This window comes from Pedobacter sp. A2324 (assembly GCF_059693705.1).
In genome coordinates this window covers 1,107,263-1,121,601 of sequence record NZ_JCASSK010000001.1, presented here as the reverse complement: position 1 = coordinate 1,121,601, position 14,339 = coordinate 1,107,263, and the positions used below count along the sequence as shown (strand labels likewise).

The 14,339-nt window shown below is 38.2% G+C and carries 12 protein-coding genes; 6 read left to right on the top strand and 6 right to left on the bottom strand.

Going from position 1 to position 14,339, the window contains the following annotated elements; genetic code table 11:
* The first annotated feature begins 5 nt into the window (after nt 1-5).
* Both AC570I_RS04610 and AC570I_RS04605 read left to right on the top strand, forming a co-directional pair.
* Nucleotides 6-515, top strand: coding sequence for a nitrate reductase associated protein (locus AC570I_RS04610; protein WP_497404560.1), 510 nt, complete (start codon nt 6-8; stop codon nt 513-515).
* 1 nt (nt 516) lies between these two features.
* Nucleotides 517-1,998, top strand: a complete 1,482-nt coding sequence (locus AC570I_RS04605) for a rubredoxin (RefSeq protein ID WP_497404559.1) — start codon at nt 517-519, stop codon at nt 1,996-1,998.
* On the opposite strand, the gene mobA is transcribed toward AC570I_RS04605, so the two are convergent.
* From mobA to AC570I_RS04585, 4 genes are all read right to left on the bottom strand, one after another.
* Entirely contained in the window at nt 1,993-2,577 is a 585-nt protein-coding gene (gene mobA / locus AC570I_RS04600) for a molybdenum cofactor guanylyltransferase (protein WP_497404558.1), read from the bottom strand. The two genes, AC570I_RS04605 and mobA, sit on opposite strands and share 6 nt — an antisense overlap.
* Before the next feature lie 3 nt (nt 2,578-2,580).
* Nucleotides 2,581-3,261 carry a Crp/Fnr family transcriptional regulator gene (locus AC570I_RS04595; RefSeq protein ID WP_497404557.1) on the bottom strand — a complete coding sequence of 227 codons (681 nt, stop codon included), beginning with the start codon at nt 3,259-3,261 and terminating at the stop codon, nt 2,581-2,583.
* Between the two features lie 1,006 nt (nt 3,262-4,267).
* The gene (locus AC570I_RS04590) at nt 4,268-5,140 is read right to left on the bottom strand and encodes an RteC domain-containing protein (protein ID WP_497404556.1); all 873 of its coding nucleotides are present in this window, start codon (nt 5,138-5,140) and stop codon (nt 4,268-4,270) included.
* 93 nt (nt 5,141-5,233) lie between these two features.
* Entirely contained in the window at nt 5,234-6,109 is an 876-nt protein-coding gene (locus AC570I_RS04585; protein WP_497404555.1) for a DUF8464 domain-containing protein, read from the bottom strand.
* 579 nt (nt 6,110-6,688) lie between these two features.
* On the opposite strand from AC570I_RS04585, the gene AC570I_RS04580 reads away from it, so the two are divergent.
* From AC570I_RS04580 to AC570I_RS04565, 4 genes are all read left to right on the top strand, one after another.
* Complete coding sequence (locus AC570I_RS04580; protein ID WP_497404554.1) at nt 6,689-7,828, top strand: hypothetical protein; 1,140 nt, start codon at nt 6,689-6,691, stop codon at nt 7,826-7,828.
* A gap of 113 nt (nt 7,829-7,941) precedes the next feature.
* Complete coding sequence (locus AC570I_RS04575; protein ID WP_497404553.1) at nt 7,942-8,391, top strand: cyclic nucleotide-binding domain-containing protein; 450 nt, start codon at nt 7,942-7,944, stop codon at nt 8,389-8,391.
* A gap of 78 nt (nt 8,392-8,469) precedes the next feature.
* A complete protein-coding gene (locus tag AC570I_RS04570; RefSeq protein ID WP_497404552.1) occupies nt 8,470-9,036 on the top strand; it encodes a Crp/Fnr family transcriptional regulator in 567 nt (188 codons plus the stop codon).
* A 389-nt stretch (nt 9,037-9,425) separates the two neighbouring features.
* Nucleotides 9,426-9,761, top strand: coding sequence for a hypothetical protein (locus AC570I_RS04565; RefSeq protein WP_265835946.1), 336 nt, complete (start codon nt 9,426-9,428; stop codon nt 9,759-9,761).
* Nucleotides 9,762-9,795: 34 nt separating this feature from the next.
* Here the strand turns inward: AC570I_RS04565 and AC570I_RS04560 are convergent, their stop codons facing one another.
* The gene (locus AC570I_RS04560) at nt 9,796-11,154 is read right to left on the bottom strand and encodes a RagB/SusD family nutrient uptake outer membrane protein (RefSeq protein WP_497404551.1); all 1,359 of its coding nucleotides are present in this window, start codon (nt 11,152-11,154) and stop codon (nt 9,796-9,798) included.
* Nucleotides 11,154-14,333, bottom strand: coding sequence for a SusC/RagA family TonB-linked outer membrane protein (locus tag AC570I_RS04555; protein WP_497404550.1), 3,180 nt, complete (start codon nt 14,331-14,333; stop codon nt 11,154-11,156). The genes AC570I_RS04560 and AC570I_RS04555 overlap by 1 nt, the downstream gene beginning before the upstream one ends.
* Nucleotides 14,334-14,339: the final 6 nt, after the last annotated feature.

The window sequence follows — 14,339 nt, the reverse complement described above, 5'->3', positions numbered from 1 at the left end:
CTAAAATGATGATGAAAGTTACAATTGAACCGTCCGAATTTATCAACCTGAAAGGAATTGAATACTTCAAATTTGAAGAAGATTTTATGGAAGAAAATGTGCGCTGTATCCCGATGGTGGTTCGCTTTAAAATGGATTTGGCAGGCATAAAATTAAAATTGGGAGAATGGGGCCGTTTTATGCCATCGGAGCGAATTGAATTGGCACTACTTCCCATAACCAATGCGCTAAAAACTGAGTATTACCGCAATTATCTGAATTCCCTTGTTCTAAAACATACCGGAAAATCTGCTACTCCACTTACCATAGACCAAAATCCAGAATGGAAAAATCTGGCCCAGGTTCCGCAGATGCTTAAAGAAAAATCTTCAGAATTTCGCTTAGACATTTCCATAGCTAAATGGCAAAGCCTAACAAATATCCAGCGTTTTGCTCTTTTAAAACTCTGCAGAACGGGACATGAAAACAAGAATTTCCCAAAAGCTGCAATTGAATTTGGTTTAATGAGCGCATAGTATGGAGCAAACCATAATCATCAACTTTCCTGGCGGGATCATTTCTCCCGGTAATTTGTATAACATCCTTGTGGCTGCAAGCAAAGCAAAGATTCAGTATGTTCGTTTTGGACTTAGGCAGCAACTATTGATCGATGTTGCAAATTATAATCTTTCAACTCTTACCAGCGAATTGGATCAGATTGGTGTTGCTTTTCAGATGGATAAAAACGATGCACCAAACATCATCAGTTCCTATCCAGCAGAAGAGATTTTTATCCGTGGAAGCTGGCTAACGGGTGGCATTTATAAAGATATTCTTGATGATATTGATTTCAAACCCAGCGTTAAAGTAAACATCTGCGACAGCAACCAGAGTTTCACACCTATGCTTACCGGCAACATCAACTGGATCGCAAGTGCACAGGCTGAACATTACTGGCATCTAATTATTCGTTTCCCAAAAACCAATATCATTTATGAATGGAAACAGCTCTGCTACACCAATCATATCGCTAAACTGACCAAAATCATAGCTCAAACAATCACAGAAAACCCTGCGGCGTTTATTGATAATGTATATGCCAGCGGGGAAGCACTTTTTGCGCAAATAAATGAACAAGATTTTGTACTTAAATGCGCTGAAAATCCGGCAGCACTCTCCTCTTTCAACCTACCTTATTACGAAGGCTTAAATCGTTACAATAATAAATACTGGCTGGGCATTTACCGCCGCGATGAATTATTCAGCATTGCGTTTTTAAAACGTTTGTGCCAGTTGTGTCTGAATACCAAGCTTAGTCAGTTTTGCTGCACTTCATGGAAAACCATTATCATTAAAGGAATCGAGGAAAACCATAAAAAACTATGGAATGATTTATTGGAAGAATTTGAACTGAATATGCGCCATGCAGCAAACGAGCTGAATTTTCAGGTGGAAGATAATTGTTTGGAAGGCCTGGCATTAAAAAACTTTCTGGTAAAATATTTAAGTGAAAACGACATCAGAACTTTTGGTATTTGCTTTGGCATTAAAACGCGGAGAAAGAGCGAGATTTTCAGTAGCATATTGATCCGCAGACGTTACCTGATCAATTTATGGGCAATTAAACTATTCCCGGTTTATGATATACTTTGCGCAAAAGATTTTAACCCAAATGAGCGCACAGGCGAAACATTTAGTCGCGGAAATCCAAAACTGATATTGCCCGAACAGGTTAGAAGAGCCGTATACCTTTTTTATAAACAGCGGCAAAACATGATTTCAAGCAATAAGATCCTCATACCATCTAAACCTGAAGAGATTTCCTCCAAAGAGAATTTTTTGCTTTATCAATGCAATAATTGTTTAACGGTCTATAGTGAATCGCTTGGAGAAGAAGAAAACAATATTAAAGCAGGCACCTTTTTCAATGATTTGCCAAATAATTATTGCTGTTCGCTTTGTGATGCCGATAAAAGCACATTCACGAAAATTGACCCTGCAACACTTTTGTTGTTATAAGCCATCAATTTCTGCAGGAGAATTAAAATTTTCAAATAAGCGGTAATCCTGATGCTCGACTTTGATCTGGCAAACATTTAGCTTGGATAGCATAAACTTCATGCTATGCCTGGTCAATTCGCCTGTTTGAAGAGCTGTAAATATTTTTTTTAAAGCTGCTGAAGTGTAAATTCCACACAATGGTTCCTGCTGACCATCGCGGTTGTAAATGTAAACCTCAAACGAATCATCGGCCTCCATCCCCTCCTTCAGCTTTTGTAATAGTCTACTCTCCATCAGCAAAAGATCGCAAGCCAGGAGAAACAAATCTTTGTCAGGATTTTCAAGATGTGCTGATAGCACCCCAAGCAAGGGGCCTTTCAAATCCAAAGATGAATCATCAACAATCAACTGCACCTTCTGAAAATGAGTGAGATATTTTTCCTGCTGATGTGGATTAATGGAAAATTTAATTTCCGTCCCAATTGAGCGCAATTTATCTTCTGCCAGTTTAGCCCAAAGCTTATCCTGATGACTCAACAGGCCTTTATCAGTACCCATTCTTACGCTCTGCCCGCCGCATAAAACGATTCCTAACATCGGTTATTTGTTACTTAAATCCACTAATCCGGATTCATCTAAAATACCAATCATTTTATCTTTTACATGGATAAGTTTTTCTGCAAGCAATTCGTTCATGGTTCTAAAAACCGTTTCGTAGGTGGCACCGGTATAGGCTGCGAGATCTTGACGCGATAGGGCTAAATTTAAAAAGCCGTCCTGGCTCAGTCCAAACTGGCTTCGAAGATTTAGGATGGATACAGCTAATCTGCTTTTTACCGACATTAACGCCAGTTCACGCATCTTTTTCTCTGAGGCCTGCAATTCATCTGCATAAAACATTAACAGACTGTATGCAAAATCATGATTTACTTTTAGTGTAGTCTTGAAGAATTCTATATCCACATAACAAAGCGAGGTCTTCTCTAGTGCAGTTGCAGAAATTGGATATGAGTTTTGAGAACCGATACCGCGATGCCCCAATATTGCACCAGGATTTGCAAAACGTAAAATCAACTCTTTATCTCCCCAGTGTTTATGAACTTTTACATTGCCCGAGGTTACAAAGTAAACGCCGGTAACCGGATCTCCCTCTTTGATAATCAGCTCTCCTTTTTTTACAATGATATTCTTTCTATGGCTTTTTATTGCGGGAAGCCACTCGGGTAGCGTGTTCTTACATAAAAAACAAGTTTGAAGATCACAATTATCATTTTTTTTCATAGCTAATTAATTCCCACAAACATAATATTTTCAACCCACAAAGAATCCTCTACAACCATATTAATACTCCCATCTCGGTAAGTCTATCCAGAACAAGATATGTATTCTACCATGAAATTATTTCTTTATCTAATTGATACAAATATTGACCAGAGAATTTACTTATATTTTTTTTTTAGATACAATCAGATTATTCAAAAAAATGTCTATTTATAGGTTCTATTATCTCTCTTCAACTTCATTCATTAATGGTATTATCCTGTAGCTAAACATTGGATATGGATAGTAACTTGCAAGAAATAGCTTAAAATGTTTTGCGGCTTGACCCGTATCTAATCCTAGATAATAGTGGCGGACTTCTGGTTTAATTAATCGTCTATAATTGGCAAAAACATGGCATCAGATAATTCATATTGTTAATAATATCGAAGTAGATGTTTATCAACGAACGAACCTAAAAGACTGATGCTAACAAAAGATACTTAATCTCCGTTTTTCGGGATTTAAGGACTGATCAAAACCCGTTACAGTATGATGTTACTGTCATGCAAACTAACTTGTTGCAGAATTACATTTCTCTAACCAATTCCCTACCGAAATATCGTTCTCAAAGAGTCGAATTAACAAATTCTACCATATTAATAAAAACAAGTATTTCCAGAAAATCCCTGAACAAACCGCACTCACTTTCCTCTTATTATACATAATTTGGATAATAGTCAGAATGATCCCATGCTATTTTATTCATCATCAATCAAGGCAGCCCAGTTTTCTTGTTAGAAATTTGTATCGGTTACCTTCCCCCCTGACCGTAATACAAAAGATCTGCCACCTCATTAAATTCGATGAGTCTATTTTCAGTAAATAGCTAGATGAAAATGGGCAAACTGAATAAACCATTGGGCTCATTGCATTACTAATTATCATGGAGAGAAATATTTGCTTACCACGCAAGGCAGCAATTGGAATTATGAGCTGACTGATACTAATTTCATCAGTTATAGCCTTATCCTTTTAGCGACCTGGGAACATACTGGTTCTTTTCTGAAATATAACCAACAATCTTTTCACGCATCCTATCCAAGAACTTCGTATAACTTAAGTTCTTTCTTCTGCCTATTGAAATAAACTTTCGATAAGCTACACCAAGATCAATATTAAGGCTTTCCTCCAGCCACGATACCACATCTGCAATCTCAAGCTTGCCGTTATTAATGGACTGAGATAGATATATGCCATAGGCTAGCTCCACAAGATCAACTTTTTCCCCTGTCCATTTCATCCTGCTTTTTGGTATTGAATCTAGAGAGAGTTTGGGTTCTGGACGGAGATTTACCAACCTAATTCTTCCTAGTATGTAGTGCTGCAATTTCTCGAGTGCCCTGAATTTGGCAAAATTATAATCCTGGTTAGTAGTGAAACCGTCATCACTAATGCAGGGAAAGCCAGTTCCGACAACATCGGGATGCAGTAAATTTAAATTTCGACGCAAAAAGAAAGAATGATCCATCTCCTCTTCTTCACGCGTGAAATAATTATAAATAAAACTATGCTGAGAAAAAAAACGCTTAATAGCAGAGAGTTCAGAGAGATAGTAGTTCCATACCATTTCATCTGTGCCGACGGGAATTGCGGAGAGAAGATTATAGAGCTCCACCTCGTATATATAAAGCATGTAGAATCGCGGCTTGAGATACTTAAAAAAATAAACTTCATCGCTATCACTTAGAGAAGCGATGCCAAGTATATATCCTTTGAGCTCTTTTAGCGAAGAAGAAACAGCAGCTAGCCGAGCAGAATACGACCCAAGAGAATTCCCCATTCCAATGAGCTCTCCCTCAAGTGTATTATATAAAGTATTAATAAACTTAATATCCATAAAAAAAATTTAACAGATCAGAAAATAAACACAAAAAATAGATTAAAGCGTAAACATCAAAGACAAGGCTGAACAAACATGGAACCAGGCGCATTACCTTTGCAGGCTGTATGAGTTGCCAGAACGGTTACTCTCTACCGCATTCTTTTGCAATTTAAGCCCCGCAACGAGCTTCTCATTATAATCCTTGAAGCCAGAATAAACCCAGGAACAGTCCCTACTCAATTCAACGTCCGCAACGAACTCACATGTTGCCGCCCTCCCAGCCTTATCGTGGTCGAAATACAGCTCAACAACATCAAATTTGGCTGCCCTGGCTTTCGCGGTCTGTAGCAGTGAGAGTGAATTGAGTACCAGAATCGAAGAAGGATCATTATTGTGCTCCACCCTCCAGCTCAAAAAATCAAAATAACCCTCAAAGACACAAAGCCTTTTAGCAGATCCTTCTAAAAAGCTCACACCCTTATGCCCAAGGCAGCCCTTGAAATACTTGTTCCTTACCTCCCATCCCCCATTTTCATTTGGCCAGCCAGAAGCAAAGAAATTGCGAGACCTGTTCTTCTCGTCCAGAACAGAGTAGTACACCTCATAAAGATGCCCCTTAGCTACTGGGCCGATTCCCCTGCTTTCCAGATAACCCGTTATTGCAGCATTACTTCCTAGTTCCTCCATTCTTTCGATTTCATAACGCGGAACCTTGGCAGGCCGCTCACTCTGAACCTGGGCAGCAGACTTGCTCTCTGGGGAATCAATGCTGATATTGGCATACTCCACAATCTTATGCAATACTTCAGGAAAACTAGACGGATACCAATACGCCATAGCAAAATCAATTACACTACCGCTCCTGATCCCCGAAACCCCTGCTCCACCGTGATCGAACCAGACACCGAGTCTATCATTCACACAAAGTGAAGCTGTATACTCTTCCCGCAGCATACTCAGAAAAAAGTGCTCACCTCCAGACACCTTTTGCGGAACATAACCTAGATTCCTTAAAAGACCAAGCAGTGAAACCTTCTCTTTAATCTCATTGACATTTAGAAAAACTGACATAATATTTAATTAATCGTTAAAATAATGGCAAGAGAAACCAATTACTAACATCTACCAAAGCGTTTAAACGATGGCAGATATATCTATATCAACAGTGGTTTAAGCTCACCAATTCAAATCTGTTAATTCGAAGGAAAACAGATTGACACTATGTCCATAGTGCTAAGGATTTTTCTTTACAAGCTATAGCAGCCTTTTAAATCCATGTCAAATTCCCCCTCATTAAAATTAATTTATCTAGCTAGATGTAATTTTATCCGCAAATTGACGGAATCTATGATCAAAATCAAGTTGTAGAAAGGTTGCAGAAATCCTCAACCCGTTAAGAGACCTCAGATTCCAATTAAACATCAAGAATATTCAAGCTAAAAACCGAGACTTTAAAAGAGGTTAGTCAGACCTGGATACATCTCGGTGTAACCAGTATGGTTCCCGGTGTAAAAGTCTTCCATGCAACCATAAATCAGTCTAAATTAATTCAAAAATCAAGATATGAATTATCAATTGACCTGGTTTGAGGAACATCTTCAGAACCTGAAGAGTAAGAAGAGCTTCGCGAAAAACTATAGCACTGAATCTAGAAAAAACATCGAAAGAGAATACCTCAGGCTAATCAGAGTGTTCAAAGATATCTCTGTACAACTCAATAATGAGACAAAAATTAGGGAGTATTTCAATTTTCACCAGAGGTCCCTGGTCAACTTAATGGACGAGATAAATATGGAAATCATTCATCTGCAGGACCAAACAAATAAAAAGCTTATCGAAAACGAGCTAAACTTTCTGGAAGAAAAAATAGAGGCACTTCTGGATTGGATGAGGCAGATGTACACCAGAGTATTTGACTACAGCGCGCAGGCTCCCATAAGAAAACTAAAGACTGAAAGATCAAAAATTCAGGAAATTTTGAACGCTATTCATGGAGAACTCAAAGCTAAGGGCATCGAAGCTAAACTATCAGAATTAATTAGTTCAGTACTAAATCCTGAAAAGATAAACACCTTCCAAGACATTAAGTACTGGCAAAAAGCAGCCATAAATATGCATAATAAATTCATTTATAGTTCAGAAACCGATGAATTCGGAATAATAAAAGTCCTACTGCAAAATGGGATAAACCATAGTGAGTGTTTTAACTATACTAAAGCATTTATTTTGAAAGAAATAAAGAAAAATAGCGCACTTAGCGATCAGATCTCAACCATCTGCACCTTCAGAAAAGAAATTCGAATGCTATTAACAGAAAATAAAGCGAGACAGTTTCCAGAACAGCCCAATATCGGCAAGCTGATTAAGAAATTCATCAGAGAAGAGCTCCTTTTACTCAGGGCTTTGGAATTTGTCAACCATGAAACAGCCGAAGCTGGAATTATGAATGCAAATTACAAGGTATCATTTTCCGTAAAGCAACTGGCATTTTTTGTGCACCTTCAAATGGAAACTGGCATAATTATATGGCAACGGGCAAAATTTGCGCATCAATACATTGCCCGCCATTTCAGTACCATTGAACGCGAATCAATCTCAGAAAAGAGCGCAAGAAACGCACACTATACCCATGCAAGCGAAGATATCAAAAAAGTTATCGCAAAACTAAGTGAAATGCTGGCACTCGCCCAGGAACGATATTAATATTAATCAGTAAATCAACCCTCATGGACATACAGAAAGGGGTTGCATTCGGCTAAATTTTCTGCAACTTGACAAAAACATAAAATCACCGTTCTTTATCTCAAAAAAAGAACATGAGCGCAGAAGATTACGTACTACAATTGGGGGTTTTCCATCCACTTTCACCGGGACTAAGAGCATATATTATAACCATCGCTAAAAAAACGGATTATCAGAAAGGAGAAACCTTATTTTTCAAAACGGAGAATACCTTTTTCCCCTTGGTTGAAAACGGAAAACTACAGGTGCTTGCCGTTGATATCAATACAGCACGGGAAATTATCATCGGAACATATCGGACACAAGATTTTTTATATCACTTTGTTAAACCAGCTCCCGGAGCGGAATATGAGCTTTATGTTAGATTCCTAGAGGAGTCCTCGCTAATCACTATTAGTGAAAAGCACTTCTCTAATCTGATTAAACTATTTTTTGATGCGTACTTGCTGAACCTAAATTACACATCATTACATTTTGGCAGATTATTTAAGCTCCTCCTAAACAATATACAAACCAGCACATGATTCAAAACTAGGCACAACTGATGAGAAGCATCAGACAATTGCATCAACATAAAAAGTTAACCCAAAAATATCATTCAAATGAAACTGCTCATCGAAAAACTCCAAAGCCTACAACACGCAAATGAACATCTTGTAAGTCAGATTGTAGAATTTTCTATTCCAAAGTTCTTTAACAAGGGATTACTTCTCAGTACCCCAGACCACTCCTATCCTGAACTTTATTTTATCGACGAGGGACTGGCAAGAGGTTATTACATACATGAGGGCCAGGAACATACCTCATGGATTTCAGCTCAAGGATTTATTTTACCCACAGCTTCATTTTTCTCCTACAGCCGGTCCGTTGAATATATAAATTTTCTAAAAGATAGTTCAGGTTACGCCATAAACCTGACCAAGTGGAGTGAACTTGGCAAAGAAAATCCTGTACTTATATTGATGCTTCTTGAAATTTATGAAGAAAACCTACAAAATATAAAACAAAGAGAGCAAATGCTTAGGGTAAGGCATGCGGAAACAAGATTTCGGTACTTTCAACAACAACATCCAGAGCTGGTAAACCTTCCCATTCACAATATACTTGCATCGCTTCTTTCTATCGAACCAAAATACCTCTTTAAGATCAAGCGTAAATATCGCAAATAATTAATTGTCTTTCATACTAATACACAAAGATGTATCAAATTATTATAGCTATTTAGGGGTGCAAAAAGAGCAAAAAATACCGAATTAGTCTAGTGATTCTTAATTCTGTTGTTGCGAACTTTAATTTACAATCCAATGGTTGTCAGAAAGGGTAAAAATGGATGCAGATATCTATAGCGAACTCGTTTTTCAAAATGAGTCTAAAGCAATCTCCAAGGTTATATAGACCAACAAACTGCAAATACTTTCTTTTCAACCATCAAACAAAAAAGAAAGGAGGTTAATAGGCACAGAACACTTTTTAAGCATCAATCCATACTAGGGCAAAAGCCCAACCTTTAAACTAACTTTTTCATTGGCTTTTTCAATGTAAATAAGCCATAATAACCATGAATAAATTACTAAAACCAATCACCTTTGGTGCGATAGCGATCGCCTTAGGAGGTACATTATTTTTAACTGAAAGTGCTTTTACAGCACCAAAAACAGTAACGCTTAAATACCGTTACAATTTGAATACTGCAACTGGCATCTCAACTGCCTCCAATTGGACGGATGTTTCGGACCAGCCAAATCCGTCAGGATGCGGGGGTGAGGAAATCCCATGTTTGGTACAGTTTGATAGCAGTGAATATTCAAGTATCACTGCTTTTCTGTCAGCAAACCCCACAATTCCAGATATGGAAGAATCAGAGAGAGTTGTGAGCCATAAGGATGAACAATAGTAATAAAAGGGGGCAGAATCCCTGCCCCCTTTTATCAATATAGATTTTGCGTCACATTACTCGATTGTATAACTTCTTCGGGAATTGGCATTGCGAATCGCTTGCTACTCGCTGGCAAAGAGTAGGTAGATCCGTTTATACTTCTCAAAAGAGATATTCCGGCACCCTCAATATTTTGCCTTTTAATATCCATCCATCGTAGTCCTCGCAAAAGCAGTTCTTTTTTTCTTTCATTCAAGATAGTTCGCAGCAAACCTGCTTGACTAACATTTACATATTCACTGAATGTCCCAGTTTTATATCTCTTCCTTAACAGAGCATTTAGATCTGCCATAGCGGGTCCAATCCGCCCCATCCTGCACTGTGATTCAGACCTTATCAATATCACCTCATCTGAGGCTATTCCACTAAATGGAGCTGCAGAACCGTCATAGCTTCCCTTAAAGCCGAAGGTTCCATTATTATTGTTTCTAAAAAATATCGTTTTTCTCAAATCATTTTCCTCAAAGCTATTGTAGAGTTCCGGAACTATCTTCGCACGTGTATTATTGAGAGTGGCTAATATTCGCATCTTGCTTGCGTAAATAACCTCTCCATTAAATTGGGCAAGTGGATAGGTCGCGGTTGGAATTAATGTGTTGTAATCTATTAAAGTGTTTTTAAGTTGAAGGCAAGAATCGGCATATAAATACGCGTTTTGATAGTCTCTCATAAAAAGATAGGTACGGGCAAGTAACCCAAATGCAGCTGGTCTGGAAGCACGGACAACATGCTTTGAGGAAACCGGCAAAAGTAAAACCGCTTTTTTTAGATCAGCAATGACCTGCACATAACTATCCATTAAATTGCTTCTTGAGGATACTTCATTAAAATTTGTATTAAGTTTTAATACTATTCCCTCTGTGCTATAATTATTATCATCCAAAGCCAATGCAAACAAACCCAAAACTTGACTATGGGCTTTAGCACGGATGAAGTAAGCCTGTCCTATTACATCGTTCCATTGACCCCGGTTCTGATCAGAAGCATCTATTTTAAGCATTCCCTCAATTACTGAATTGGCATAATAGGTCTGCCGATAGGAAGCCGCCCACTCATTATCAGCTGGCGTGTAAACATTACTATTTCTCCAGGTATACATCCTTTGTTCACTCTCTGATCTGTTTAGGAAATCTGCGTCAGTTAAATAGGTATCTCCTGCACTGATTTCACCTGAGCAGGGATCATTTTCATTTAGCGTTGTGTATTGATCGAGCATCGATTGAAAATCAGCAATCGTAACAGGTACCGCAAGACTGGCACTTGGTTTTGCATCAAGGTATTTTTCGCATGAAGAAAAGCCCAGGATTACCATCCCAAGAAAAACAGAATATTTTAATAAGTTCAATTTCATCACAAATTTATTTTTAGATTAAAAGAATAGGTTTTTAGAGGTTTGGAGATTGGAAAATCAGGATCAAGACCATACCCATTTGAATTGTAAAGTAATCCAAGATTGGATGAGACAGCTCTTAATGAGATAGATCGAAATGGCAGAAATCGGAAATTTTCTTTGAGAAAGTTATAGCCAAAGGAAACATACTGGAACCGCACATGGTCGCCGCTCAAAACTGTAGCCTCCGAGAAGTTGTAAAAAGCATCGCGGTTACTGTTGGCAGGATAAACTAGCGACGGCACATTGGTATACAATTCATCTCCTGGATTCTGCCATCTTTGAGCAAAATCAGCATTTCCATTACGCGTGCTAAACAGATCTGTGTAGCTAATAGATGGCCTTCTGAAATAAAAGCCGAACTTGCCGGTAATCCTGAAGTCCAAATCAAAATTATGGTAGGAAAAAGTATTGCCGAGGGATAGGCTTGAGGTTGGAAAAGCCGGACCACTATAGGCCAAATCAGTAATCATAGATTTAGTACCAGTTATTGTTAGGTAATCTTCAGAAACGACACCATTTACAAATCCCATTGGATTACCGTTTTTAGGATTCAGGCCGGCCCATTTATATGACAGTATTGAGTATGCAGGCTGTCCGATAATACCAGAAACGTTTGAGTTTCCGTTCACATAATTATATCCGTAATCGTTGTTCAGATAGTATTTGTCAACCCTGTCTTTATAAAGATTCACAAAAAAATTAGTTTGCCATCTCAGCTTACCAACTGTGTTAAGAGCGCTCAGTTCGATATCAAGTCCTTTAACCGTTATCGCAGCTGTATTTCTCGTTACCCTACTTCCGATTCCAGCGGTAATGTCTATACTTTCCGTACCGATAAGGTCATCAGATTTTTTGACATAGTAATCCACGCTTGCAGATATCCGCTCACCAAGAAATTTGATGTCTGTTCCAAGATTTAATGTTCTAACTCTTTCCCAGCGGAGGTCGGGATTTGCATAATTGGAAAAGCCTGCATACGGGGACTGTGTATACGGATTAGTACCACTAAAAGTTATTGTCGTCACAGCGGCTAGCTTGGAATTCGCATTACCACTCGCTCCGTAGGTAGCCCCAAGTTTCATGTATGGGATTAAGGCTTTTGGAAACCACTCCTCTTTTGATGCATCCCATGATAGTCCTACGGACCATAATGGATTCCATTTGTTATTAGTTGATACCCCAAATAGATTAGATGCATCCCTCCTTATGCTACCTGATATCGTATAGCGTTCTCTAAATTCCACCGCAGCATTTCCGAAAAAAGATATATACTTATTTACAATTCTTCCATAACTGTCAATATTTGGAATGATCATATTGGCACCAGTTAAAATATTCTTGTAGAAGTTGAGATAATCTACTGTTGAGGTTTGCAATGTATTTCCGTTAACCCCATAAGATCTTCCCGAGTGAGAATCCGTTGTGGATTGCCGCATTTCTGAGCCAGCAATTGCACTAATTGAAAAAAAATCAAAAGTTTTATCATAATTTATTTGACCCCTGATATTGTTTACATTTATATCATTTATGTTTTCATTCCAAATTTCACCTAATGGGATAGGCCTAGTTATATTTCCGACATTTATCTGGCTGAACTGATTAATTATGTTTCTAACCGAGTAGCTATTTTGCGAAGCTCTTGTTCCACCTTGTGTGTTTTGTTTTTCAAACTGATAATTTGCTGTCAATCTTAGCCCAGGCAAAACGGAATATGAGGCTCTCAAATTCCCTAAAAAATCAAATACCTCAGAAGTGGTTCTCTCCTCTTCTCCATTAGTAAGGGGATAATAGCTCCAGTCAAGCAAATTGGCATTCCCTAGCGAGAGAAGAGAACTTGCCCGATAATCCCTCATAACCGGAAGTGGATTTCCCGTTGCACTAACGAAAGATGTATAAGGTGGGAGTGCACCATTCGATGCATTTAAACTAGAAAAGTCGGTCTTGCCACTTTTTGAATTGGAAATATTCATTAGCAATGAAGTACTAAATTCCAATTTTGTTCCAACCTTGAAGCTGTTGTCTACCTTAACATTGAACCTGCGGTAAATGGCTGACAAGGCATCTTGATTGTTATCAAATCCAGAAAAGATCCGCCAGTTTTGTTTTTCGCCACCAGCTTTAAGCTCGATAGAGTATTGCCTATTGACCGCATTACTAAAGAAACTATTTGAATAATTATCAGATATATTATTCAACCTCAAAAGCGCAATTTGAGACTGTAAATCTTGAGAACTAATTTTACCATCACGATTGGCAACTAAAAGCTCCACTAGTGGCGTTAAGGGAGCCTTGTCAAAAGAGTTTTCTAAACTGGTGTAATAGCCTTTACTAAAGAGCATTTGTTCGACATCAATAAAGTCATTTGTAGATATAGGTCTTAGATAATTGAGATCAGGCTTTCCGGATATAATCTGGCTTGCCGAAACCGATATACTTAGCGGCTGATTAAACTTTGCTTTCTTTGTATTGATAACAATAACACCATTTCCAGCCTTCACACCCCAAATTGAAGACGCCGCCGCATCTTTTAGAATGGTGACATTATCAATATCGTTTGGATTTATGTTATTAATGTTTCCTTCATATGGATAGTTATCTAATACGATAAGAGGACTCCTGTCTCCTTGAAGCGTACTGAGGCCCCTGATCATAATTCCCGGCGAATTGGTTCTTCTATCAACAGTCAGCGCTGGAGTTATACCTTCTAGCCTTTCCACAACATTTGTAGTAATCTGCTGGTTGAAAGTTTTATTATCGATAAGACTGAAACTTCCTGTAGCTCGCTCTTTGGGAATATTCTGATAACCAGTACTGACAACTGTGACATCATCAAGCTGTGTTTCATTAGGTGAAATAAGGATAGTGAATTCGCTATTAAATGGATCTTGGATAACGAGCTCCTTTGATACATATCCGACCATCGAAATTTTGACAACATGTCTTCCCTTAGGCAACTCAAGAACAAATTGCCCATTTTTTCCGGAGACAATTTTTTTAGCGTTTCCTTGAACCTTTATAACGGCATTTTCAATAGCCTTTTTTGTGGTCGCATCAAATACCCCACCAGTAACTTTCTCTTGTGCGCTCACACACCATACAGAAAGCACAAGAAATGCAAGTAATAAATATATCTTCATAATATG